22 protein-coding genes and 2 tRNA genes are annotated in these 24,089 nt (G+C 66.9%); 14 read left to right on the forward strand and 10 right to left on the reverse strand.

Annotated features, from left to right (window positions below; all coding sequences use genetic code 11):
• Positions 1-155 precede the first annotated feature (155 nt).
• Both nirB and nirD read left to right on the forward strand, forming a co-directional pair.
• Complete coding sequence (gene nirB, locus VUG52_RS21540; protein ID WP_050703973.1) at positions 156-2,708, forward strand: nitrite reductase large subunit NirB; 2,553 nt, start codon at positions 156-158, stop codon at positions 2,706-2,708.
• Entirely contained in the window at positions 2,708-3,076 is a 369-nt protein-coding gene (nirD, locus tag VUG52_RS21545) for a nitrite reductase small subunit NirD (RefSeq protein WP_050703972.1), read from the forward strand. Before nirB ends, nirD begins: the two co-directional genes overlap by 1 nt.
• On the opposite strand, the gene VUG52_RS21550 is transcribed toward nirD, so the two are convergent.
• Together VUG52_RS21550 and VUG52_RS21555 are read right to left on the reverse strand one after the other, a co-directional pair.
• Positions 3,069-3,548: a hypothetical protein gene (locus VUG52_RS21550; protein WP_050703971.1), complete on the reverse strand. Its 480-nt coding sequence runs from the start codon at positions 3,546-3,548 to the stop codon at positions 3,069-3,071. The genes nirD and VUG52_RS21550 overlap by 8 nt on opposite strands.
• 24 nt (positions 3,549-3,572) lie before the next feature.
• Entirely contained in the window at positions 3,573-3,998 is a 426-nt protein-coding gene (locus VUG52_RS21555) for a DcrB-related protein (RefSeq protein ID WP_050703970.1), read from the reverse strand.
• 131 nt (positions 3,999-4,129) lie between these two features.
• Between VUG52_RS21555 and pcaQ the strand changes: the two genes are divergently transcribed.
• The 3 genes from pcaQ to VUG52_RS21570 all read left to right on the forward strand — a co-directional run bounded on the left by pcaQ (position 4,130) and on the right by VUG52_RS21570 (position 8,460).
• A complete protein-coding gene (gene pcaQ / locus VUG52_RS21560) occupies positions 4,130-5,062 on the forward strand; it encodes a pca operon transcription factor PcaQ (RefSeq protein WP_331832063.1) in 933 nt (310 codons plus the stop codon).
• Between the two features lie 63 nt (positions 5,063-5,125).
• On the forward strand, positions 5,126-5,818 hold the full coding sequence (locus VUG52_RS21565) for a DUF1266 domain-containing protein (RefSeq protein ID WP_331832064.1): 693 nt from the start codon (positions 5,126-5,128) through the stop codon (positions 5,816-5,818).
• Positions 5,815-8,460, forward strand: a complete 2,646-nt coding sequence (locus tag VUG52_RS21570; RefSeq protein WP_331832065.1) for a molecular chaperone DnaJ — start codon at positions 5,815-5,817, stop codon at positions 8,458-8,460. Before VUG52_RS21565 ends, VUG52_RS21570 begins: the two co-directional genes overlap by 4 nt.
• On the opposite strand, the gene VUG52_RS21575 is transcribed toward VUG52_RS21570, so the two are convergent.
• The 3 genes from VUG52_RS21575 to VUG52_RS21585 all read right to left on the reverse strand — a co-directional run bounded on the left by VUG52_RS21575 (position 8,454) and on the right by VUG52_RS21585 (position 10,483).
• Positions 8,454-10,160 (reverse strand): molecular chaperone HscC, encoded by a 1,707-nt coding sequence (locus VUG52_RS21575; protein WP_331832066.1) that lies wholly within the window; start codon positions 10,158-10,160, stop codon positions 8,454-8,456. The two genes, VUG52_RS21570 and VUG52_RS21575, sit on opposite strands and share 7 nt — an antisense overlap.
• A gap of 157 nt (positions 10,161-10,317) precedes the next feature.
• Positions 10,318-10,394, reverse strand: a tRNA-Asp gene (locus VUG52_RS21580).
• A 13-nt stretch (positions 10,395-10,407) separates the two neighbouring features.
• A tRNA-Val gene (locus tag VUG52_RS21585) sits at positions 10,408-10,483 on the reverse strand.
• 216 nt (positions 10,484-10,699) lie between these two features.
• Here VUG52_RS21585 and rdgC point away from each other — a divergent pair.
• Entirely contained in the window at positions 10,700-11,620 is a 921-nt protein-coding gene (gene rdgC / locus VUG52_RS21590) for a recombination-associated protein RdgC (RefSeq protein WP_028690157.1), read from the forward strand.
• A gap of 3 nt (positions 11,621-11,623) precedes the next feature.
• On the opposite strand, the gene VUG52_RS21595 is transcribed toward rdgC, so the two are convergent.
• Both VUG52_RS21595 and VUG52_RS21600 read right to left on the reverse strand, forming a co-directional pair.
• Positions 11,624-12,076, reverse strand: coding sequence for a protein YgfX (locus VUG52_RS21595; RefSeq protein ID WP_050703965.1), 453 nt, complete (start codon positions 12,074-12,076; stop codon positions 11,624-11,626).
• Positions 12,060-12,314: an FAD assembly factor SdhE gene (locus tag VUG52_RS21600; RefSeq protein ID WP_028690159.1), complete on the reverse strand. Its 255-nt coding sequence runs from the start codon at positions 12,312-12,314 to the stop codon at positions 12,060-12,062. The genes VUG52_RS21595 and VUG52_RS21600 overlap by 17 nt, the downstream gene beginning before the upstream one ends.
• A gap of 133 nt (positions 12,315-12,447) precedes the next feature.
• On the opposite strand from VUG52_RS21600, the gene ygfZ reads away from it, so the two are divergent.
• Complete coding sequence (gene ygfZ, locus VUG52_RS21605) at positions 12,448-13,389, forward strand: CAF17-like 4Fe-4S cluster assembly/insertion protein YgfZ (RefSeq protein WP_050703964.1); 942 nt, start codon at positions 12,448-12,450, stop codon at positions 13,387-13,389.
• Positions 13,390-13,444: 55 nt separating this feature from the next.
• A complete protein-coding gene (locus VUG52_RS21610; protein ID WP_050703963.1) occupies positions 13,445-14,251 on the forward strand; it encodes an HDOD domain-containing protein in 807 nt (268 codons plus the stop codon).
• Between the two features lie 65 nt (positions 14,252-14,316).
• Here VUG52_RS21610 and VUG52_RS21615 read toward each other — a convergent pair whose 3' ends face one another.
• Positions 14,317-15,696 (reverse strand): sensor histidine kinase, encoded by a 1,380-nt coding sequence (locus tag VUG52_RS21615; protein ID WP_050703962.1) that lies wholly within the window; start codon positions 15,694-15,696, stop codon positions 14,317-14,319.
• On the reverse strand, positions 15,689-16,360 hold the full coding sequence (locus VUG52_RS21620) for a response regulator (RefSeq protein ID WP_028690163.1): 672 nt from the start codon (positions 16,358-16,360) through the stop codon (positions 15,689-15,691). The genes VUG52_RS21615 and VUG52_RS21620 overlap by 8 nt, the downstream gene beginning before the upstream one ends.
• Positions 16,361-16,559: 199 nt before the next feature.
• Here VUG52_RS21620 and VUG52_RS21625 point away from each other — a divergent pair, with 199 nt between their 5' ends.
• The 5 genes from VUG52_RS21625 to VUG52_RS21645 all read left to right on the forward strand — a co-directional run bounded on the left by VUG52_RS21625 (position 16,560) and on the right by VUG52_RS21645 (position 22,035).
• Positions 16,560-17,849 (forward strand): OprD family porin, encoded by a 1,290-nt coding sequence (locus tag VUG52_RS21625; protein WP_050703961.1) that lies wholly within the window; start codon positions 16,560-16,562, stop codon positions 17,847-17,849.
• A gap of 31 nt (positions 17,850-17,880) precedes the next feature.
• Positions 17,881-18,861 carry a Bug family tripartite tricarboxylate transporter substrate binding protein gene (locus VUG52_RS21630; RefSeq protein ID WP_028690165.1) on the forward strand — a complete coding sequence of 327 codons (981 nt, stop codon included), beginning with the start codon at positions 17,881-17,883 and terminating at the stop codon, positions 18,859-18,861.
• Between the two features lie 176 nt (positions 18,862-19,037).
• Entirely contained in the window at positions 19,038-19,496 is a 459-nt protein-coding gene (locus VUG52_RS21635; RefSeq protein ID WP_050703960.1) for a tripartite tricarboxylate transporter TctB family protein, read from the forward strand.
• A 3-nt stretch (positions 19,497-19,499) separates the two neighbouring features.
• Entirely contained in the window at positions 19,500-21,014 is a 1,515-nt protein-coding gene (locus VUG52_RS21640; RefSeq protein WP_050703959.1) for a tripartite tricarboxylate transporter permease, read from the forward strand.
• Positions 21,007-22,035 carry an AbrB family transcriptional regulator gene (locus tag VUG52_RS21645; RefSeq protein ID WP_050703958.1) on the forward strand — a complete coding sequence of 343 codons (1,029 nt, stop codon included), beginning with the start codon at positions 21,007-21,009 and terminating at the stop codon, positions 22,033-22,035. The genes VUG52_RS21640 and VUG52_RS21645 overlap by 8 nt, the downstream gene beginning before the upstream one ends.
• Positions 22,036-22,158: 123 nt before the next feature.
• On the opposite strand, the gene ung is transcribed toward VUG52_RS21645, so the two are convergent.
• Positions 22,159-22,851: a uracil-DNA glycosylase gene (ung, locus tag VUG52_RS21650; RefSeq protein WP_050703957.1), complete on the reverse strand. Its 693-nt coding sequence runs from the start codon at positions 22,849-22,851 to the stop codon at positions 22,159-22,161.
• A gap of 128 nt (positions 22,852-22,979) precedes the next feature.
• Here ung and VUG52_RS21655 point away from each other — a divergent pair, with 128 nt between their 5' ends.
• Positions 22,980-24,086 (forward strand): enoyl-CoA hydratase/isomerase family protein, encoded by a 1,107-nt coding sequence (locus VUG52_RS21655; RefSeq protein ID WP_050703956.1) that lies wholly within the window; start codon positions 22,980-22,982, stop codon positions 24,084-24,086.
• The last annotated feature ends 3 nt before the right edge of the window (positions 24,087-24,089 follow it).

Below are 24,089 nucleotides of genomic sequence, written 5' to 3' on the forward strand. Positions count from 1 at the left end.
GCGGGAGCCTGGCACACTCCCTGCTTCACATAATGCACAACAGCCCCAACGACCAACGGCGGTCGACAGGGGCCTCACACTGATGAGTACAGGCAAAGGCGCCTGGAGCTTCGACTCCAGGCGCCTTTTTCGTTTTCCGTGATCGAGGATCGGCTATGCAGGCAACAGCGAACGGGGCACAACGAGCACGACTGGTGATCGTCGGCAATGGCATGGTCGGCCATCACTGCGTCGAGCAACTGATCGAACGCGGCGCCACGGCACACTTCGAGCTGCATGTGTTCGGCGAGGAGCGCCAGCGTGCCTACGACCGGGTACACCTGTCGGAGTATTTCACCGGTAGCTGCGCCGAGACCCTGGCCCTGTGCGCCCCGGATTACTACAGCCGCCACGGCGTGCACCTGCACCTGGGCGAGACGGTGCTGGACATCGATCGCGAGCGCCGGGAGCTGGTCACCGCCGAGGGCCGCCTGGGCTACGACCAGTTGATCCTGGCTACCGGTTCCTATCCGTTCGTGCCGCCAATCGAAGGTTCCAGCGGCAATGCGCGCCTGGTCTACCGCACCCTCGAGGACCTCGACGCGATCCGCGCCGCCGCCGCAGATGCCCGCCGTGGCGTGGTGGTCGGCGGCGGCCTGCTCGGCCTCGAGGCAGCCAACGCCCTGAAGTCCCTGGGCCTGGAGGCGCATGTGGTGGAGTTCGCCCCACGCCTGATGCCGGTACAGCTGGACAGCGAAGGCGGCGCGGCGCTCAAGGCGCGGATCGAGGCCCTCGGCGTGGGCGTGCACCTTTCCCGCTCGACCCAGTCGATCAGCGCTGGCGAACAGTATCGCTACCGGATGAACTTCGACGGTGGCGAACACCTGGAGACCGACCTGATCGTGTTTTCCGCCGGCATCCGCCCACAGGACGCCCTGGGCCGGACCTGTGGCCTGGAGATCGCCGCGCGCGGAGGCGTGATGATCGACAGCCAGTGCAGGACCAGCGATCCGCAGATCTTCGCCATCGGCGAGTGCGCGTCGTGGAACGGCAGCGTGTTCGGCCTGGTCGCCCCCGGCTACGCCATGGCGCGCAACCTGGCCGCGCGGCTGCTGGGCGAGGCGGCGGACGACTTCACCGGCGCCGACATGTCGACCAAGCTCAAGCTGCTGGGCGTGGATGTCGGCTCGATTGGCGACGCCCACGGCGCCACGCCCGGCTCACGCAGCTACCGCTTCATCGACGAAGCCAACAGCGCCTACCGCCGGCTGGTGGTGGATGCCAGCGGCAAGCACGTGCTCGGCGCGGTGCTGGTGGGCGACAACAGCTACTACGACACCTTGCTGCAGTATGCCCAGAACGGCATCGCCCTGCCGGCCGACCCGGCCGCGCTGATCCTGCCCCAAGGTGGTGGCGCGCCGGCCCTGGGCGCCGATGCGCTGCCCGACAGCGCGACCATCTGCTCCTGCCATAACGTCAGCAAGGGCGCGGTGTGTGCCGCCATCGACAGTGGCTGCGGCGACCTCGCCGCCGTCAAGGGCTGCACCAAGGCCGCCAGCGGCTGTGGTGGTTGCGCGGCGCTGCTCAAGCAGGTCTTCGAGCACGAACTGACCGCCCGTGGCGTGACGGTCGACAAGAGCCTGTGCGAGCACTTTGCCTACACCCGCCAGGAACTCTACGGGCTGGTGCGGGTGGAAGGCATCCGCACCTTCGGCGAGCTGCTCGAACGCCATGGCAAAGGCCACGTGGGCTGCGACATCTGCAAGCCGGCGGTAGGCAACATCCTCGCCTCGTGCTGGAACCAGCCGATCATGGACCCGGCGCTGGTGCCGCTGCAGGACACCAACGACACCTTCATGGCCAACATGCAGAAGAACGGCACCTACTCGGTGGTGCCGCGCATTCCCGGTGGCGAAATCACCCCGCAGAAACTGATCGTCATCGGGCAGGTGGCGCAGAAATACGACCTCTACACCAAGATCACCGGCGGCCAGCGCATCGACCTGTTCGGCGCCCAGCTGCATGAACTGCCACTGATCTGGGGTGAACTGATCGCCGCCGGCTTCGAGACCGGACACGCCTACGGCAAATCGACGCGCACGGTGAAATCCTGCGTCGGCAGCACCTGGTGCCGCTATGGCGTGCAGGACAGCGTGGCCATGGCGCTGCGCCTGGAGGAGCGCTACAAGGGCCTGCGCTCACCGCACAAGCTCAAGTTCGCGGTGTCCGGCTGCACCCGCGAATGCGCCGAAGCGCAAAGCAAGGACATCGGCGTGATCGCCACCGACAAGGGTTGGAACCTGTACGTGTGCGGCAATGGCGGCATGCGCCCGCGCCACGCCGAACTGTTCGCCACCGACCTCGACGACGAAACCCTGGTACGGCTGATCGACCGCGTGCTGATGTTCTACATCCGTACCGCCGACAAGCTGCAGCGCACCTCAGTGTGGCGCGAGGGCCTCGAAGGCGGGCTCGACTACCTCAAGCAGGTGGTGATCGACGACAGCCTGGGCCTGGCCGCCGAACTCGAGGCACAGATGCAGCAGGTAGTCGACCGCTACGAATGCGAATGGGCCAACGCCCTGGGCGATCCGGAAAAGCTCAAGCGCTTCCGCACCTTCGTCAACGACCAGCGCGCCGATCCGGATGTGCACTTCGTGCGCGAGCGTGGCCAGCGCCGGCCGGCGGCGCCACTGCAGCTGATTCCCACCCATGAGGAGGCGATGTGATGAGCCCGTCCAACACGGCAGTAGCAAGTGAAACCCGCTGGCAGGCGGTGTGCCAGGCCAGCGACCTGGTCGCCGACTCCGGGGTGGTGGTGTGGCACGAGGGCGAGCAGGTGGCGTTGTTCTACCTGCCGGGACAAGGGCAGGAGCTGTACGCCGTCGGTAACCGTGACCCGCGTTCGGGCGCGAACATCATCGGGCGTGGGCTGGTGGCCAGCCTGGGAGCAACCGTGGTGGTAGCGGCGCCGCTGTACAAGCAGCATTTCTGCCTGCAAAACGGCAACTGCCTGGAAGATCCGACACAGCGCCTACCGGTGTGGCCGGTGCGTATCCATGGTGTGACGGTCGAACTGGGACAAGGGCTCAGATGACAATCAGCTTGCCGGGGGCATGCCCCACCGGCCAGTGCCCGGCCAGGTACAGGTCGACCACCCGACGCCAGTGATCGCCCAGACCGAAGAACTGCTCGGTGGCGTACTGACGGAACGCATAGGCCGCGCCGCCGCGAGCGGCCTCGCTGAAGTCGTGCGGGCGGCAGGTGAACGGCGCCTTGTCGAGCGTGCGGGTGGCGGCCATCACTGCCCTGTTCAGCGCCATGCGCTGCTCGCTCAGCGCTTTGGGCGTCTCTTGCCGCGGGTAGTACGGGTCGTCTTCGCCCGGCGAGGTGGGGAGCCACTGAGTGGCATCGTACAAGCCCTGAAACGCCTGGTCCGAGGGGGTCACGAACACCGCCTCGACCGAGGCGATGAGAATCACCTGCGGATCGTGGATGTCGGGCTTGCCCAGATTATCGAAGAATCGAGTCTGCCCGATCCGCTCGAGCGTTTGTTCCAGGTCGATCATGTTACAGCCTCAAATCAGCCCGGGTCAGTTCAGCCGCAAGCCTGCCTTGATGGCTTCCCAATGGGCGAGGTCGACCGCCGCCAGCGGTGTTTCCTTGCTATAGCTGATTGCCACGAAACGGGCGTGTCCGCTTGGCGCATAAGCCAACTGACGCTGGTACGAGACCACTTCGCCGCGCTTGAATTGCAGGCTGACTTCCAAGCCGTGGATGCCATTATCGAGGCCTGCGCTGACCGGCTGCGGTTCGCTGACGACCGCCCCCAGGCGCTCACGCAACTGCGCCAGTTGCTGCTGGTAAAGCGCCTCCAGCGTCTGCCCGGCCGCCAGCGGACTGCGAGCGATCACCAGGGTGGTGCCACGCTGACGGAAGGTCAGCATGTTCATGGTGGTGTCTTCGGGTGTTTCATCGCCCAGTTCGAGGACCAGATCCTGGGTCAGGTAGGCGGTCATAACGCAGCTCCATGCATCGAAGTGGCACACGCTAAAGCTTCAGGGCTTCGCCTGCAAGGGAGGAACCGCCGCCCGGTGACGAACATCACCCAGACGTTGCAGGTCTGGCCCGCACGGATACACTGCCGGGCATGAACCTCGATACCCGCATCAAGTTCCGCCACCTGCTGTGCTTCCTGGAGATTGCCCGGCAGGGCAGCCTGGCCAGGGCCGCCGACGTGCTTGCGATCAGCCAGCCGGCGATCTCCAAGACCCTCAAGGAGCTGGAGGACCTGCTCGAGGCACGCCTGTTCGAACGTGGCCACAACGGCGTGACCCTGACCCCGGCCGGCACGCGCTTCATGCGCTACGCCGGCCCCAGCGTGCAGGCGTTACGCGACGGGGTCGGCAGTGTGCGCGGCGAGGCGCGGGCGCCGTCGCAGGTGCGCATCGGCGTGCTGTCGACCGTTGAAGGGCTGCTGATGCCCGAGGTGCTGTGCCGCCTGCACCAGCGTCACGAAGCGTTGCTGATCAGCGTGGTGACCGGGGCCAGTGCCCAGTTGCTCGGCCAGTTGCACCTGGGGGAACTGGAGCTGGTGGTTGGGCGGATGACCGACAGCCCGCAGATCCAGGGGCTGTCGTTCGAGCACCTGTACAGCGAGTCGATGACCCTGGTGGTGCGGCCCGGGCATCCATTGCTGGCGCAGCGGCCCGTCGAGCGCAGGCAGGTCGGTGATTATCCGCTGGTACTGCCGCCACCGGGGACGACCATTCGCCAGCATGCCGACAGCCTGTTCGTGCAATGCGCCATTGCACTGCCGGCGCAGCGCCTGGAAACCCTGTCGCTGGCCCTGAGCAGGCGCTATGTGCTGGGCAGCGAGGCGGTCTGGGTAGCGCCACGGGACGCCGTGCTGATCGACCTCGGGCGTGGCGAGCTGGCCGAGCTCGACCTGGGCGTGCTTGAGCCGGGCGGATCGGTGGGCATCTGCCGCAACGCGGCCTTGCCCCAGAGCCTGCCGGCGCAATGGGTGTGCGAAGTGCTCCGCGAGGTGGCCGAGGCCTATCGACTCGGCACCTACCCCTGATAGCCCAGCCGAGTTCTTCCTATACAATCCCGGCCAGTTCCCAGCGCCTCCAGGACCCTTTTCATGGACGAAACCGCGCAGCACTGGCTGCATGCCCTCTCCGCCCCCATGGCCGCCCTCAACGGCGCCAGCTACACCGCCCCCGACTATTTCGAGGACGAGGACCAGACCGACCTCGAGCGCTGGTGGGGCATCAGCAACCGCGCCCAGTTGCTGGACATGCTGAGCATGGCCGACAACGGCCACGCCACCGAGATGAGCGAGGCCTACTGGCAGTACCAGCGCTGCCTGCCCAGCCAGTGGCAGGCCCTGCTCGACACCCTGCCCCCGCGCGAGCGCATCCGCCACGAATACGCCGCCCGCACCTTCCCCGACTGCGGCCCGGGCGGCACCCGTGCCTGGGACCTGGGGCGCATGGGTTTCCTGCTGCGTGCCGGGGTCAAGAAGGGCCTGATCGATCGCGACGAGAGCCTCTACCTGCATTACCGCCTGGCCCTGCGCGCCCGCCATTACTACAACCGCTGGGACGGCTACCTGGCCGGCTACCTGTTCGGCAAGGCACTGTGGAATGCCAGCGACAGCAGCGACGAAACCCTGGCCGCCAACCTCGAGCGCCAGGGCAGCGAGCACTGGAACCGCTGCATCGTGCTCAACCTGCGCCTCGGCGCCCATGACCTGCTGGCCGGACTGCCCTGGGACATGCCCCTGCCCGACCCCGCACGGCCCACCACGCTGGAAGAGGACTGCTGGTCATGAGTTGCTGGATTCGCCTGGGAATCGAACCGACCCAGGACCTGGACGCCATCCGCCTGGCCTATCGCGGCCGCCTGCCCTCGCACCACCCGGAAACCGACCCCGAAGGGTTCCAGGCATTGCGGGCAGCCTACGAGGAAGCGTTGCGCCTGGCCCGCGATCAGGCGCCCCGGGAGGCCGAGCCCGTCGCCGGGGAAGACGCCCCCCATCCGGCACTCAAGCAGTTCCACACCCTGCTCGAGGAGCCGTCCCTGCGCTTCGACCCGCAAGCCTGGCAGCGCTATATCGCCGAACTGGACGAGTTGCCGCTGGACGAACTGGACGATCTCGGCTGGCAACTGCTGCACACCCTGCGCGACTGCGGACCGCTGTCCCACCACTGCGCGAGCCTGCTGGCCCGGCGCCTGGGCTGGGCCCAACAGCTGCTGCGCCTGGACGACCGCCACGAAGTGGAGGCTTTCCTCGACCGCCTGGAAGAGCCCGACCCCTTCGACACCGCCTGCATGCGCGACTGGCCGGCCAGCGCACAGATGGAAAGCCTGTGGTATTTCCGCAGCCTCGAGTACTGCTACCAGCAGCGCCCACTGTTCGAATACGAGCAGTTCGCCGGCGTGCATACCTGCCTGGCCATGCCGGATGACCCCGCCCTGGTACAACGCCTGCTGGTGCAGTTCAGCCAGGCCGGCATCCCCAGCCGGACCTTCCACGACCTGCTCCAGGCGCGCCAGCAACAGGCCCCGGACGATGCCGACCTGCTCTACCTGCTGGCTCGCCAGGCCGATGCCCTGGGCGCCGAGCAACAGGCCCTGGACTGCTGGCTGCGGCTGTATCGCGAACACCAGCACCCACAGGCCGAACGCTGGCTGATCGACCTCTGCGCCCGTCACCAGCCCCAGCGCCTGCCGTTGCTGATCCAGGCCTTCGACCGCCTGCACACCCCGGCCGGCTGGCCCGCCGAGCTGGACGACCCCGCGCAGAACTGGGGCAGCCCCGGGCAGTCCCCGCAGACCCTGGCGCGCTGGTCCGAAGCCTCGCGCCTGGAACTGCAAGGCATCGCCGCGACCTTCGTCGACTGGCGGCTGGACGGCGACGACGAACTGCCGCTGCTCGCCTGGCTGCTGCAGGACCCGCAGGACCACGACCTGCACCGCCTGTACTGGCAGGCCTGGGCGCTGCAACGCGGGGAAGCCGGCCTGCTGCGCCAGGTGCTCGCCCAACCGCTCGCCGAAGATGCCCTCGACGCGCTGATCCTCGAAGGCTTCCAGCGCCAGGCCAGCCAACAGTTGCACTGGCTTGAACAGGCCCCGGTGGTCAAGGTGCTGGTGGACTTCTGCGCCAGCGACGACCCGGTGGCGGTGCTGCCCGAGGCCTTGACCGAGGACGCCATTCGCCCGGTCTGCCGCGAATGGCTGCGGCGCATGCGGGTCTACCCGGCCCACGCCCTGCACGCCCTGAATGCGCAATTCGACATGCGCCGCCTGTTCACCACGCCGTTCGCCCTGCAACTGCAGGACACGCTCGCCGAGACCGGCGTACTGCTGCCGGCCATGCCCGAGGGTGACGCGCTGTGGAACTGGCACCGCCAGCACTTGTTCATGCTTGCCCTGCTGGAACAGCCCTCGCGCTGGCTGACACTGATCGATCCCGTGCTGCCCGGGCAATTGCACTACCCGGTCGAACACCCGTTCGCCGCGGCACACGCCCTGCTCTGCCAGCAATTGGCCAGCCCTGACGGTAGTATTGGGCTGCTCGGCAGCCTGGACATCCACGACCCTGTGCAGGCGATGATCTCGGCTCGCCTGCTGACCCTGCAGCAGGCGCTCAACAGCACCCGCCTGCCAAGCGCCCAGCAACTGCTGGCCTGCCTGGAGAACGACGACGGCACCCTGCGCAGCGACTATCTGTTGGGCTACCTGCTGTTCTGCGCGGTGCTGTACCACGACCGATCACTGGACGAACAACAACGCACACGGTTGCGCCAACGCATTGAAGCCGCACAGTTTGAGGATGCCTGGTTCGACGCATGGCGCCAGGCGTTGCTGGACGGCCGACCCCGGCGACCGCCGATCGGCGTGCTTGGTACTCAAGGCATCGACAGCCGTGCGTTCACCGACGTGCAGGATGCGCTGCGCAGCCTGCTCGACGAGTGCACGCCACCCAGGACCCGGTTGCTGCGCGCCCTGCAGAAGGTCAAGGATGATCCCGAGCAGGATCCCGGCCTGCGCTGCGCGATCATGGCCGTACTGTCCTGGAGCGAACGCATGCTGCTCAATGAGATCAAGGAGCCAGCGGCGCCGATATGGGCCTTCTGGAAGCTCAAGAGTCGCCTGAACCGCACCGGCCTGGCGGCGCATGTCGCGCTCATCGCCTTGTTCGCCAGCCTGATGCTCCATGTACCTGGCGTGATGGTGGCGATCAGCGTATTGGCAATCAGCGGCTTCCTGCGTCGCCTGCGCGACCTCGGCCACGGTGTGCCGACCCTGATGGTGGTGATGCTGCTGACCCGGGTGCTGCCCTTCTCGTCACTGGTGCTGCTGGGCCTGCCCGGGGACAAGCTGCCGAACCGCTACGGCCCGGTACCCGGCAAGGGCCCGGCACTGGAAGGTGGCCTGCAGGCCACCTTGCGCCGGCTCAACGGTCAGTAGCGCAGTTCGTCCAGCGCCTGGCTCAACGCCTGGCGCTCACGGCTGATCTCACCGGCCTGCTGCCCGGCGAGCACGGCGTTGAAGGCGTCCAGCCAGTTGCCGATCAGCTCGCGCTCGTCGCCCAGGCTCTGCATCCAGGCCCGTTCCAGACGGGCAAGCAAGGTCCGGTTGGGCAACGTGTCACGCGGGTGGATCTTCAGCCGCGCCAGGCGCTCCTCGCTGGCCTGGCGCGCCTCGGCATCCAGCCCGGTGGGGCTGCGGTCGATGCTGTGGCTGTGCCTCTGGCCGCTTTCGAGGAAGGTCACGTCCACTTCCAGCAGACCGTTGATGTCGTAGCTGAAACGCACGTCCAGTGACTGGATCTCGCCGGTCGACTGCAAGGGGATCTCGAAACTGTCCACCAGGATGTTGTCACGCACCCACGGCCGCTCGCCCTGGTATACGGCGATGCGCACGAACTTCTGCTCCGGGTGACTGCTGTAGAAGCGCTGCACCTTCGAGGTGGGGATCACCGTGTTGCGCTCGATGATCGGCGAGAACGCCCCGGTGACGTCCTCGCCCCGGGACGAGGCCACACCGAGGGTGTAGGGGCAGACATCGGTCAGGATCAATTCGTCGATGGCCGCGTCGCGGGCCTTGCAGGCGGCCTGGCTGGCGGCGCCGAGGGCGACGATGGTGTCCGGGTCCAGGTGCCGGTACGGCAGGCGGCCGAACAGCTTGGCCACCAGTTGCTGCACCTGCGGCATGCGCGTGGCGCCGCCGACCAGCACCAGGCTGTCCAGCTCGCGCGGGCTCAACCGGGCATCGCGCAGAGCCTGTTCGATGGGCGCTCGCACCCGGGTCAGCAAGGGCGCCCAGATCGCCTGCAGCTTGAGGTCGTCGAGCCGCCACTCGCGGGACTGCACGCCATCGTGCCAGTCCAGCACGCGGCTGCCCTCGCCCGCCTCGCGCTTGAGCTGTTCGATGGCATCATGCAGGCTGGCCAGGGCCTGGGGTGCAAGTTCCTCGGCCTTGAGGTTCCAGTCGCGCAGGCAGGCCTGCAACAACGCGTCGGTAAAATCCTCGCCGCCCAGATAATTGTCGCCGGTGGAAGCATGCACCTCGATCAGCGGCAAGGCGTACTCCAGCACGGTGACATCGAAGGTGCCGCCGCCCAGGTCGAATACCAGGGTGCGCTCGAACTTCTGCTCATGCAGGCCATAGGCCATGGCCGCGGCGGTCGGCTCGTTGATCAGCCGCTGGACCTTCAGCCCGGCCAATTCAGCCGCGAACACCGTGCGCTTGCGCTGCTCGTCGCTGAAATAGGCCGGCACCGATATCACCGCCTCGCTGACCGGGCAGCCCAGGTACGCCTCGGCATCCTGCTTCAATGCGCCCAGCACCAGTGCCGACAATTCCTCAGGCGTGAATCGATGCTCCCCCAGCGCATAGCGCTTGTCGCTACCCATGAAGCGCTTGAACGCCGCCGCGGTGCGCTCGGGGTGCGTGGTCAATCGCGCCCGGGCGGCCTGTCCGACCAGGATCGAGCCGTCGTCATCGACACTGACCACCGAAGGGGTGAGCACTTCACCCACGGCATTGGGGATCAGCCGAGCTTCACCGTCCTGCCAGACGGCAATCAGGCTGTTGGTGGTGCCGAGGTCGATACCGAGCAGTGGCGTGGAATAGGTGGGGGCGTTGGAGAGGCTGGCATCCTGCATGATCGGTCTCTGGCTTGCGATAGGAACCGACGCGGGGCCTGCTGGCCACATGCGGCGGACAGGGGCATTCTGGCGCAATGCCAGAAACAAAAAAAGCGACCCTAAGGTCGCTTTCTCTGTTGCTTCCGGGTGTTCAGTGGGCCCTGGAAGCTAAATATGGCGCGGCGGACGGGACTCGAACCCGCGACCCCCGGCGTGACAGGCCGGTATTCTAACCGACTGAACTACCGCCGCGCTATACATCGAGTGGTGGGTGATGACGGGATCGAACCGCCGACCCTCTGCTTGTAAGGCAGATGCTCTCCCGGCTGAGCTAATCACCCTTCGTCTCGGTGTGGCGCGCATTCTACGGAGGACCTCCTACCCTGGCAAGCACTTTCTTCAAAATTTTTGAAAAAAATTTCCAGGCCTTTCAAAGACCTAGCCGCGCCGCGATTTTCTTCCTCTATATAAGACTGCTGGCCCTATGACAGGGTTGGCCTGGAACCGCACCTCGGAGAATAATGCCCGCCTTATGTATTAAGGAGAGATTCCCCCTCATGTGGTTCAAGAACCTGCTGTCCTATCGCCTGACCCAGGAAGTACCGTTCGAGGCCGAGGCCCTGGAGGCCGCCCTGGCCAGCAAGCCGGCCCGCCCCTGTGCCAGCCAGGAACTGACCACCTACGGTTTCGTCGCGCCGTTCGGCAAGGGCGAGGACGCGCCCCTGGTCCACGTCAGTGGCGAGTTCATGCTGATTGCTGCCCGTAAGGAAGAACGCATCCTGCCCAGCAGCGTGGTCAACGACGCGGTCAAGGAGAAGGTCGAGGAGATCGAGACCGAGCAGATGCGCAAGGTCTATAAAAAGGAACGCGACCAGATCAAGGACGAGATCATCCAGGCCTTCCTGCCGCGCGCCTTCATCCGTCGCTCGATGATCTTCGCCGCCATCGCCCCACGCCTGGGTATGATCCTGGTCAACTCGGCCAGCGCCAAGCGCGCCGAAGACCTGCTGTCGACCCTGCGTGAAGTGATCGGCTCGCTGCCGGTGCGCCCAGCTACCGTGAAGATCGCGCCGAGCGCGACCATGACCGACTGGGTCAAGTCGCAGCAGGCCGCCGAGGGCTTCTTCGTCCTCGACGAGTGCGAACTGCGCGACACCGCGGAGGACGGCGGCATCGTGCGCTGCAAACGCCAGGACCTGACCAGCGAGGAAATCCAGCTGCACCTGAGCACCGGCAAGCTGGTCACCCAGTTGGCCCTGGCCTGGCAGGACAAGCTGTCGTTCGTGCTCGACGACAAGATGGTGATCAAGCGCCTGAAATTCGAGGAGCTGCTGCAGGAGCAGGCCGAACAGGATGGCGGCGACGAGGCCCAGCAACAGTTCGACGCCAGCTTCCAGCTGATGATGATGACCTTCACCGAGTTCCTGCCGGTGCTGTTCGAAGCCCTGGGCGGCGAAGAGATCCCGCAGGGGGTCTGAGGGTCAGGCCGGCGCGGCCCAGCGGCGCCGGCTGAACTTCAGGCGCACCCGCAATCGCCGGTGCGCCTCACGATCCAGTGCGTCCCTGGGGATGCACTGGCTCTGGCTGAACCTGCGCTCCTTGGGCACGAACCGCAGAACCACCAGGGTCGGCAGGGCGACGCTATCCCGGCACAGACGCGCCGGCTGCCAGCCCCGGGCGCGGCTATATATACGCCAACCACGCAGGTCACGGCGCAGGCCGGTGATGGCCTCGGGATGTATCAGCAGGATTCGCCGGGGAATGGCCCAGCAGGCATGGGCAAGACAGGCGACGGCCAGCAGGCCGCACAGCCATCCGGGCAGCGCTATCAGCGCGAGGGTAAGCAGTGCCAGCGCCAGGCTGGCGAGGTAGGCCGTCAGCAGCAGGCGCGAGCCTTGCCAACGGCACTCGAAGCATTCACTTGGGCTGGACACGATCCAGGATGATGCGGACCATGCGCTGCAGCTCCGGGTCCTCAGACTCGCTGCGCTCCATGAACCAGCCGAACATGTCCTGATCCTCGCAGGTCAGCAGGCGACGATACAGCTCGCGGTCCGCTTCGCTCAGGCTCGGGTAGACCTCCTGGGTGAAAGGTACCAGCAGCACGTCCAGTTCCAGCATGCCGCGGCGGCTGTGCCAGAAAAGCCGGTTGAGTTCAGTTTGTTCGACCATGGGGCCCTCCTCGAGTGGTCGCGCAGTATACCGCGCAGCGAACGAAGCGGCACGAGGCGTTGGTCTAGTCACCTACCTATTTTGTTACCGGCGTTCTATGATGGCCGCCAGTCTTTAGCTACCGCGATGACCCATGGCCGATTCCGCTTTCTTCTGTACCCTCTCCCATGAGGGCATCCTCGCCGTCCGCGGCTCCGACGCCGGCAAGTTCCTGCAAGGTCAGCTGACCTGCAACATCGGTTACCTCAGTGACCAGCACGCGAGCCTTGGTGCCCGTTGCATGGTCAAGGGCCGCATGCAGTCGAGCTTCCGTATCCTGCCCGAGGGCAATGGCTACCTGCTGGCCATGGCCAGCGAGCTGCTCGAGGCGCAACTGGCCGACCTGAAGAAGTACGCGGTGTTCTCCAAGGCCACGCTGAGCGACGACAGCGCCGCCTGGACGCGCTTCGGCCTGCAGCAGGGCGACGCCACCCTGCAGGCGCTGAGCCTGTCCGTGGCGGACGAGGCCGGCGCGACCGCCCGTCATGATGGCCTGATCGCCGTCCGCGCCTCGGCCGGCCGGGTCGAACTGTGGGTACCCGCCGATCAGGCTGGCGCCGTTCGTGAAAAACTCGCCGCCACACTGCCCGAGGGCACGCTCAACGACTGGCTGCTGGGCCAGGTCCGCGCCGGCATCGGCCAGGTCATGGGCCCGACCCGCGAGCTGTTCATCCCGCAGATGATCAACCTGCAGGCCGTCGATGGCGTGAGCTTCAAGAAAGGCTGCTACACCGGCCAGGAAATCGTCGCCCGCATGCAGTACCTGGGCAAGCTCAAGCGCCGCCAATATCGCCTGGCGCTGGCCGAGACAGCGGTACCCCAGCCGGGCGCCGAGATCTTCTCGCCGACCCACGGCTCGTCGGTCGGCGAAGTGGTGATCGGGGCCAGCACCGGCAGCGCCGTCGAACTGCTGGCCGTGCTCAGCGCCGAGGCGGTGGCGGACGACAACCTGCACCTGGGCAGCCTGGAAGGCCCGCGCCTGACGCTGCTCGACCTGCCTTACGAACTGGACCGCGACCGGGAAATCCAGCGCTGACCAGCCCGCCCCGGCGGCATGCCGGGGCTGCACCACCTTTGCCGTAGAGAAGTCCATGAACAAGCTGGCCGAGAAGGTCCAAGCGCAACTGCTCGCCGCCATCGACCGGGACGACCTGGTCCTGCCGACGCTGCCGGAAGTCGCCCTGAGCATCCGCGAAGCCGCCGAAGACAGCGAGATCAGCGTTTCCGCCCTGAGCAAGGTGATCGGCCGCGACGCCGCGCTGTCGGCCCGCCTGATCAAGGTGGTCAACAGCCCGCTGATGCGCGCCGCCGTCGAAGTCACCGACCTGCACACCGCCATCACCCGCCTGGGCATCAACTACAGCTGCAACCTGGCCATCGGCCTGGTGATCGAGCAGATCTTCCATGCCCGCGCACCGGCGGTGGAACACAAGCTGCGGGATATCTGGGCCAACAGCCTGGAAGTCGCGGGCATCAGCTATGAACTGTGCCGACGCTACACCCAGCTCAAGCCCGACCAGGCCACCCTCGGCGGCCTGGTGCACCAGATCGGCGCCTTGCCGGTACTGATCTATGCCGAGGAGCACAATGAGCTGCTGTCCGATCCGATCTGCCTGCATTTCGTGATCGAGCAGATCCAGCCGGTGCTGGGCGACAAGATCCTCAGCGCCTGGGAATTCCCCGAGCAGTTGGTCAACGTACCCAGCCAGGTGCAGGACCTGGACCGGCGCACCGACCAGATCGACTACATCGACATCGTGCAGATCGCCCGCTGCATCAGCCAGCGCGAGCGCAGCCGGCCCCTGGCCGCCCTGCCCGCCTACCGCCACCTGGGGCTGCCCTATGGCACCGAGTTGGATATCGCCGAGCTGCTGGATGCGCGGAGCATGCTGCGCTGATCGAGCCCCGTCTGCGCCGCCCCCTTCGCGGGTAAGCCCGCGAATAGGGCTGTAGGGACAACCCATCAATCCGCGATAAAACTCACCCGCACCTTCAGCCCGCCCCGCTCGCCGTCGTGCAGACTGATCTGCGCCAGGTGCGCCCGGCAGATCTCGCCGACGATGGCCAGCCCCAGCCCGCTGCCCTGGGCGCTGCGCCGGTAGAAGCGCTCGAACACCCGCTCACGCTCCTCCTCGGGAATCCCCGGCCCGTCGTCCTCGACTTCGAGCACGGCCGGCGCCAGTACCCTCAGGACCACATCGCCACCGGGCGGGGTGTGGGCCAGAGCGTTGTCCACCAGGTTGCTGAGCAGCTCGTTGAGCAGGGTCGGCTCGCCCTTGAGCCACACCGGCGCCTCGGCCTCCAGCGCCAGGGCAACGCCGCGGGCATGGGCCAGGGGCGCCATGGCCATGCCCAGTTCACGGGCCAGCTGGCTCAGGTCCAGGCGCTGGGCGCCGCCCTCGGCGATGGCGCGGGCGCCGTTTTCCACCCGCGCCAACGACAGCAGCTGGTTGGCCAGGTGAGTCAGCCGGTCGGTGCCCTGGGCCGCTGCCTCCAGGGTCTTGCGCCATTCATCCGGCTCCCGTGAGCGCAACCCCAGCTCCACCCGCGCCTTGAGCGCCGCCAGCGGTGTGCGCAGCTCGTGGGCGGCGTCGGCGATGAACTGCGCCTGGCGTTCGAACTGGCCCCGCAAGCGCTCGGTGAAGTGATTGAGGCCGCGCACCAGCGGCCCCAGCTCGCGTTGCACCTGGACCACCGGCAGGGCGCGCAGATCGTCCGGCTGGCGCTCCTCCACCGCCGTGCGCAAGCGCTCCAGCGGGCGCAGCGCGGCACTCACCGCGAACCACACCATCACCAGCGCGCCGAAGGCCAGCATGCCCAGGCGCAGCAGGGTATCGGTCATCAGCCCGCGGGCCATGCGCACCCGCGCCTCCTCGGTCTCGGCCACGCGGATCTCGGCCATGCCGTTCATGTTCGGTTCGCTCACCGCCTTGAGCAGGCTGACCACGCGCACGTCCTGGCCCAGGTAGGTGGCGTTGTAGAAACGCGCCAGCGCCGGATAGTCGTCGGTGCGCGGGGTGCCCGCAGGCGGAGGCGGCAGGTTCTCGTAGCCGGAAATCAGCTTCTGGTGGATGTCCAGCACCTGGTAGTAGATGCGCCCGGCGCTGTCGTAGGCGAAGGTGTCCAGTGCCACGTAGGGCACGTCGGCGCTGAGGGTGCCATCGCGCTGCGACAGGCCGGCGGCGATGGTCCGTGCCGAGGCCAGCAGGGTCCGGTCATAGGCGGTGTCGGCGGCTTCGCGACCGTTCCAGTAGGCGCTCAGGCCGCTGGCCAGCATCAGCACCACCAGCAGCAGCGCCAGGTTGCCCAGCAAGCGCCCGCGCAGGCTGCCGTTGTCACGCATCGCGGTGCTCGAGCAGATAGCCCAGGCCACGGAAGGTGACGATGGCCACCGGGTGGCCGTCGAGCTTCTTGCGCAGGCGGTGGATGTAGATCTCGATGGCGTCGGGGCTGGCCTCCTCGTCGAGGCCGAACACCTGGGCCGCCAGTTGCTCCTTGCTCATCACCCGGCCGGGACGGGCGATCAGTGCCTCGAGCACGCTCTGCTCACGCTGGGTCAGGGTCAGCGGTTCGCTGCCCAGGCTGAAGCGCCGGGTATCCAGGTCGTAGACCAGCGGGCCGCAGCGCTGCTGGCGCTCGCCGCCGAGCACGCTGCGACGCAGCAGGGCCTTGACCCGCGCCTCCAGCTCGGTCAGCTCGAAGGGCTTGGCCAGGTAGTCGTCGGCCCCCAGGTTCAGGCCATGCACGCGGTCCTTCACATCGCTGCGGGCGGTGAGCATCAGCACCGGCAGGGTCTTGCCGCGCCCGCGCAGGCGCGCCAGCACCTCGAAGCCGTCCAGGCGCGGCAGGCCGACATCCAGCACCGCCACGGCGTAGTCCTCGCTGGCCAGGGCCAGGTCGGCGGCCACGCCGTCATGCAGCACGTCCACGGTCAGGCCCTGGCTCTTGAGGGCCTGGGCCACGCTTTCGGCCAGTTGCAGATGGTCTTCGACCAGCAGCACACGCATTGGATTCTCCCTGTTCGGCTGGGCTTTTTGCGCGGAGTGTAACGCCGTGGCGGGTGCTGTGAAGCCCTCGCCGGAAACCTTTCACGCTGAAAGGTTAGCGAAAGGTTGGTTGCCTAGCATCGCACCACGGTCGCCCCGCGCGCCGCAAAAAGCACCAGCAAGGTGCAACACATAAGAACAATAATTGGAGTCACCGACGATGCTGTCCATGCAGCCGCAGGCGTTCGCGCCTACCCGTTCGTTCGCCGCCCGACCTTCCGCCCTCGCCAGCGCCTTCGCCCTTGCCGGTGTCGCGCCCATGAGCCAGGCCGCCTTCTTCGAAGACAGCACGGCCACCTTCGAAACCCGCAACATGTACTTCAACCGCGACTTCCGCGACGGCACCAGCGCGCAGCAATCCAAGCGCGACGAATGGGCCCAGGGGTTCATGCTCAATTTCGAGTCCGGCTACACCGAGGGCACCGTGGGCTTCGGCCTGGACGCGCTGGGCATGGTCGGGGTCAAGCTCGACTCCAGCAAGGACCGCACGGGCACCGGCCTGCTGCCTACCCACGACGACGGCAAGGCCGCCGACGAGTACTCCAAGCTGGGCCTCACCGGCAAGGTCAAGGTCTCGCAGACCGAGCTGAAGATCGGCACGCTGATCCCCGAATTGCCCACCTTGCAGCCCAACGACGGGCGCATCCTGCCGCAGACCTTCGAAGGCGGCCTGGTCACCTCGAAGGAGATCAAGGGCCTGACCTTCACCGGCGGGCGCCTGGAAAAGGCCAAGGACCGCGACGACAGCAACTGGGAAGACCTGGCCCTGAACAACAAGAACGGCCGCTTCGGCGGCACCTTCAGCGCCGACAACTTCGACATGGGCGGCCTGGACTACCAGTTCACCGACCGCATCACCGGCAGCTACCACTTCGCCCAGCTCGACGACATCTACCGCCAGCACTTCATCGGCCTGCTCGCCACCCAGCCCTGGGGCCCGGGCACCTTCGGCGCCGACCTGCGCCTGGCGGTCAGCGACGACGCCGGCGCGGCCAAGGCCGGCAAGATCGACAACACCACCGTCAACGGCATGCTCAGCTACACCCTGGGCGGGCACAAGGTCAGCGGCGCCTGGCAGCAGTTGTCCGGCGACAGCGCCTTCCCCTACGTCGATGGCGCCGACCCGTACCTGGTCAACTTCGTCCAGATCAACGACTTCGCAGGCGCCGACGAACGCTCCTGGCAGGCGCGCTACGACTACAACTTCGCCGCCCTCGGTATCCCCGGCCTGACCTTCATGACCCGCTACATCAGCGGCGACAACGTCAGCCGCGCCGCCGGTGGCGAGGGCAAGGAGTGGGAACGCAACACCGAACTGAAGTACGTGGTACAAAGCGGCCCGTTGAAGAACGTCGCCGTGCGCCTGCGCAACGCCACCTTCCGCTCCAACTTCAGCCGCGACGCGGACGAGGTGCGGCTGCTGGTGAGCTACAGCGTGGCTCTGTGGTAACCCATAACAACAACGCTCACGGAGATAGACGATGACCTTTTCACTGCGCCGCCTCGTCCTGGCCACCGGTTGCCTGCTGCTGGCCGGCAACGCCCTGGCCGCCGAACCGAAACGCCCCGAATGCATCGCCCCGGCCTCGCCCGGCGGCGGTTTCGACCTGACCTGCAAGCTGGTGCAGAGCGCCCTGGTCAACGAGAAGATCCTCAGCAAGCCCATGCGCGTGACCTACATGCCCGGCGGTGTCGGCGCGGTGGCCTACAACGCCGTGGTCGCCCAGCGCCCGGCCGACGCCGGCACGCTGGTGGCCTGGTCCAGCGGCTCGCTGCTGAACCTGGCCCAGGGCAAGTTCGGCCGCTTCGACGAGAACGCGGTGAAGTGGCTCGCGGCGGTCGGCACCAGCTATGGCGCCATCGCGGTGAAGAGCGATTCGCCCTACAAGACCCTCGACGACCTGGTCGCGGCGCTGAAAAAGGACCCGAGCAAGGTGGTGATCGGCTCCGGCGGCACCGTCGGCAGCCAGGACTGGATGCAGACCGCGCTGATCGCCAAGGCCGCCGGGATCAACCCGCGCGACCTGCGCTACGTGGCCCTCGAGGGCGGCGGCGAGATCGCCACCGCGCTGCTGGGCGGGCACATCCAGGTCGGTTCCACCGATATTTCCGACTCCATGCCGCACATCCAGAGCGGCAACATGCGCATCCTCGCGGTGTTCTCCGACAAGCGCCTGGACGAGCCGGAAATGAAGGACATCCCCACCGCCAAGGAACAGGGCTACGACATCGTCTGGCCGGTGGTGCGCGGCTTCTACCTGGGGCCGAAGGTCAGCGACGAGGACTATGCCTGGTGGAAGGCTTCGTTCGACAAGCTGCTGGCCTCCGAGGACTTCGCCAAGCTGCGTGACCAGCGCGAGCTGTTCCCGTTCGCCATGACCGGCGAGGAGCTGGACGGCTATGTGAAGAAGCAGGTGGCGGACTACAAGGCGCTGGCCCGTGAGTTCGGGCTGATCCAGTAAGCCACTCACACAGCTCCCTCTGTAGGAGCGGCCTTGTGCCGCGAAAGGGCCGCGAAGCGGCCCCGGATTCTGAGCGTCAAGGCATGAATCGCTGGGGCTGCTGCGCAGCCCTTTCGCGGCACAAGGCCGCTCCTACAAGGGGTCGCGCCGTGTCGAACATTACCGAGGATTCTTCCATGATCCTGCAACGCCTCTTCGCCCTGGCCCTGCTGGCGCTGTGCGCCGTGCTGGCCGTGATGGCCTGGCCCTACCAGGCCGCCTTCTCCTATGAACCGGTGGGCCCGCGCGCCTACCCGCTGCTGATGCTCGGCCTGATGAGCCTGGGCCTCTTGTACCTGGCGATCCGCCCCACGCCCATCGTGCGCAAGGACGACGAACCGGAACTGGACCGCGAAAGCCTGATCAAGATCGTCGCCTGCGTCGGCCTGCTGATCGTCTTCGCCAGCACCTTCGAAGCCCTGGGCTTCATCCTCAGCGCCATCCTGGTCGGCGTACCCATGGCCCGCCTGTACGGTGGCCGCTGGCTGCACAGCGCCCTGGTGGTGGTGGGCATGAGCCTGTTCCTCTACTGGCTGTTCGACCGCGTGATGGACGTGCCCCTGCCCCTCGGCCTGCTCGACGTACTGGAGAACTGACACATGGATACCTTGAGCTACCTGGGCCAGGGCTTCGGCGTCGCCCTGAGCCCATACAACCTGGTCACCGCCCTGACCGGCACCCTGATCGGCACCGTGGTCGGCCTGCTGCCGGGCCTGGGCCCGATCAACGGCGTGGCCCTGCTGATCCCCATCGCCTTCGCCCTCGGCCTGCCGCCGGAGTCGGCGCTGATCCTGCTGGCCGCGGTGTACCTGGGCTGCGAATACGGCGGGCGGATCAGTTCGATCCTGCTGAACATCCCCGGCGAAGCCTCCACCGTGATGACCACCCTCGACGGCTACCCCATGGCTCGCCAGGGCCTGGCCGGCGTGGCCCTGTCGCTGTCGGCCTGGAGTTCGTTCATCGGCGCCTTCATCGCCACCTGCGGCATGGTGCTGTTCGCCCCGCTGCTGGCGAAATGGGCGATTGCCTTCGGGCCGGCGGAGTACTTCGTGCTGATGGTGTTCGCCATCGTCGCCCTCGGTGGCATGGCCGGCGACAAGCCACTGAAGACCTTCATCGCGGCGCTGATCGGCCTGTTCCTTTCGGCGGTGGGCATCGACGCCAACAGCGGCGTGTACCGCTTCACCGGTGACAGCGTGCACCTGGCCGACGGCATCCAGTTCGTGGTGCTGGTGCTGGGCCTGTTCTCCATCAGCGAGATCCTCCTGCTGCTGGAAAAAACCCACCATGGTCACGTGGCGGTCAAGGCCACCGGGCGCATGCTGTTCAACCTCAAGGAAGCGGCGTCGGTGTTCTTCGTCAACATCCGTTGCGGCCTGCTGGGCTTCTTCATGGGCGTGTTGCCGGGTGCCGGCGCGACCCTGGCCAGTGCCGTGGCCTACATGACCGAAAAACGCATCGCCGGCGACAAAGGCAAGTTCGGCAAGGGCGACGCTCGTGGCCTGGCCGCGCCGGAAACCGCCATCGGCGCCTCCTGCTGCGGCGCCCTGGTGCCGATGCTGACCCTCGGCGTGCCAGGCTCCGGCACCACTGCGGTGATGATCGGCGCGCTGACCCTGTACAACATCACCCCCGGCCCGCTGCTGTTCGAACAACAGCCGGACATCGTCTGGGGCCTGATCGCCTCGCTGTTCATCGCCAACCTGATGCTGATCATCCTCAACGTGCCGATGATCCGTGTCTTCACCCGCATCCTCGCCGTGCCGAACTGGGCGCTGGTGCCGGTGATCGCGATCATCACCGCGATCGGCGTGTACGCGGTGCATGCCACCACCTTCGACCTGTTCCTGATGGTCGGCATCGGCATCATGGGCTACATCCTGCGCAAGCTGGACTTCCCGCTGTCGCCGATCCTGCTGGGTTTCATCCTCGGCGGGCTGATGGAGCAGAACCTGCGCCGCGCGCTGTCGATCTCCAACGGTGAACTGGGCATCCTCTGGTCGAGCCCGATCAGCATGGGCGTGTGGGTGCTGGTGGTGTGCATGCTGAGCCTGCCGCTGCTGCGCATCTGGCGCAAACGTGCCCTGCAGCGCCGGGCCATGGCCGATGCCTGATCGGTCGTTGCCTCTGTTCTGGGCCACCGGGCTGGTCGGTCTTGCGGGCGGTTTCGCCGCCAGCAAGGTCGGCTGGCCCTTGCCGTGGATGGTCGGCTCGTTGCTGGCGATCATCCTGGTGCGCTGCCTGACCCCCTGGCAGCTCAGCGAAATCCCCAACGGCCGCAAATGCGGGCAATGGATCATCGGCATCGGCATCGGCCTGCACTTCACCCCGGCGGTGATCGAGCAGGTGGCCAGCCACTTCGCGCTGATCTTCTTCGGCGCGTTGTTCACCACCCTCTCCAGTGTGATCAGCGTGTGGCTGCTGCGGCGCACCGGTGAAGACCGCGCCACGGCGTTCTTCGCCAGCATGCCGGGCGGTTCGGGCGAGATGGTCAATCTTGGTGCGCGCAACGGCGCGGTGCTCAGCCAGGTGGCCGCGGCGCAGAGCCTGCGGGTGCTGGCGGTGGTGCTGTGCGTGCCGGCGCTGTTCAAGTTCCTGCTCGGCGATGGCGTGCCGCTGAACCATGCCGGCAGCATGAGCTGGGGCTGGCTGGCGTTGATCGCGCCGCTGGGAGTGCTGGTGGCGCTGCTCTGGCAGCGCCTGCGCCAGCCCAATCCCTGGTTGTTCGGGCCGTTGCTGGTGGCAGCCAGCGTGAGCCTGGCGGGCAACCTGCAGATCGGCCTGCCCAACGGCGCCAGCCAGATCGGCCAGTGGCTGATCGGTAGCGGCCTGGCCTGTCACTTCAACCGCGCGTTCTTCCGCCGGGCGCCGTCGTTCCTTGGCCGGACCTTGCTCGCCACGGCGCTGTGCATGCTGATCGCCGCAGGCGCGGCCTGGGCGTTGAGCCTGCTGACGCACCTGGACCTGCGCTCGCTGACGCTGGGGATGATGCCCGGGGGCATCGCCGAGATGAGCCTGACGGCGGAGACCCTGCAACTGTCCGTGCCGCTGGTGACGGCGCTGCAGGTGATGCGCTTGTTGTTCGTGCTGTTCCTGGCCGAGCCGTTGTTCCGGCGCTGGAACGCCAGCCCATAGAGATGTGCTGGCTTCTTCGCGGGTAAACCCGCTCCCACAGAGAATGCGCTGCCTTTCAGGGCCTGCGCTGTACCTGTGGGAGCGGGTTTACCCGCGAAAAGGCCCGCGCAATCCTTCAGCCAATCACAACGGCGGCAACGCCCAATCGATCGGCGCCATCCCGCGTTGCTCCAGGAAGCTGTTGGTGCGGCTGAAATGCCCACAACCAAAGAACCCACGGTAAGCCGACAGCGGTGACGGATGCACAGACTTGAGCACCAGGTGCTTGCTGGCATCGATCAGCTTCTGCTTGCTCTGTGCATGGGCACCCCAGAGCAGGAACACCACGTTCGGGCACTGTTCGCTGACCACCTGGATGATCCGGTCGGTGAAGAACTCCCAGCCTTTCTTCGCGTGGGACGCGGCATTGGCGCGCTCCACGGTCATGGTGGTGTTGAGCAGCAGCACGCCCTGCTCGGCCCAGCTCTGCAGGTAGCCATGGGCGGGGATCGGCAGGTTGAGGTCGCGCTGCAGCTCCTTGTAGATATTGACCAGCGACGGCGGCGTGGGGATACCCGGCTGCACCGAGAAGCACAGGCCATGGGCCTGGCCCGGACCGTGGTACGGGTCCTGGCCGAGGATGACCACCTTGACCTGCTCCAGCGGCGTGGAATTCAGGGCGTTGAAGATCAGCGGCCCAGGTGGGTAGATCTCCTTGCCGGCGGCGTACTCCGCACGCAGGAACTCGCGCAGCTGCTGCATGTAGGGCTGGTCGAACTCGGCGCGCAGCGCGGCCTTCCAGCTGGGTTCGAGTTTGATGCGATCGTCGTCGGTCATGGGGGCATCCAAAAGCAAAGTGCCGCGACACTAGGAAAGCCGGGCCGGCTTGTCAATCGATCCGACCGACGACCGGCAGCTTCGCCGCGGCAGGCCATACTGAGGGGATGACCTGCGCGAGGTAGTCCATGTCCATTCAATGCGAGGTACTGACCGGCGCCGACGGCGCCCGTATCGGCATCGCCACCCTGGACGCGCCCAAGGCGCTCAACGCCCTGACGCTGCCCATGATCGAAGTGCTCGACGAACGGCTGCACGCTTGGGCCAGCGACCCCGGGATCGTCTGCGTGCTGCTGCGCGGCAATGGGCCGAAGGCCTTCTGTGCCGGCGGCGATGTCCGCGCCCTGGTCGAGGCCTGCCGCGAACATCCCGGCAGTGTGCCGCCGCTGGCCGCTACCTTCTTCGCCAGCGAGTACCGCCTCGACCATCGCCTGCACACCTACCCCAAACCCCTGCTGTGCTGGGGCCACGGCCATGTACTGGGCGGCGGCATGGGCCTGCTGCAGGGCGCTGCGGTACGCATAGTCACCCCCAGCAGCCGCCTGGCGATGCCGGAAATCAGCATCGGCCTGTATCCGGATGTCGGCGCCAGCTGGTTCCTCGCCCGCCTGCCGGGCAAGCTCGGCCTGTTCCTGGGGCTGACCGGGGCCCCGCTCAACGCCCGCGACGCGCTGGACCTGGACCTGGCCGATCGCTTCCTGGGCGAACACCAGCAGGAGGCGCTGATCGAAGAACTGCTGCAATTGAACTGGCAGGAGCAGACCGCCCTGCAGCTCAACAGCCTGCTCAAGGCCGAGCAGCACCGCGCCTGCGCCGAACTGCCGCAAGGCCAGTGGCTGGCGCGCCGTGCGGTGATCGACGAAGCGCTCGACGTGGCCGACCCGGTGGCGGCCTGGCGGGCCCTGGCCGGCCTGGCCACGCACGCCGATCCCTTGCTGGCGGCGGCCGGCCAGCGCCTGCACGAGGGTTGCCCGCTGACGGCGCACCTGGTGTGGGAGCAGATCCGTCGGGCGCGGCACCTGTCGCTGGCGCAGGTATTCCAGATGGAATACACCCTGAGCCTGAACTGCTGCCGTCACCCGGAGTTCAGCGAAGGGGTGCGCGCCCGTCTGCTGGACAAGGACAACACTCCCCGCTGGCACTGGCCGGATGTGGCGCAGGTGCCAGCGGCGGTGGTGGAGGCGCACTTCAGCAAGGTCTGGGAGGGGCGGCATCCGTTGGCGGAACTGGGATGACGT

The sequence above is a fragment of the Pseudomonas sp. LH21 genome (assembly GCF_036549575.1).
Classification (GTDB): domain Bacteria; phylum Pseudomonadota; class Gammaproteobacteria; order Pseudomonadales; family Pseudomonadaceae; genus Aquipseudomonas; species Aquipseudomonas peradeniyensis.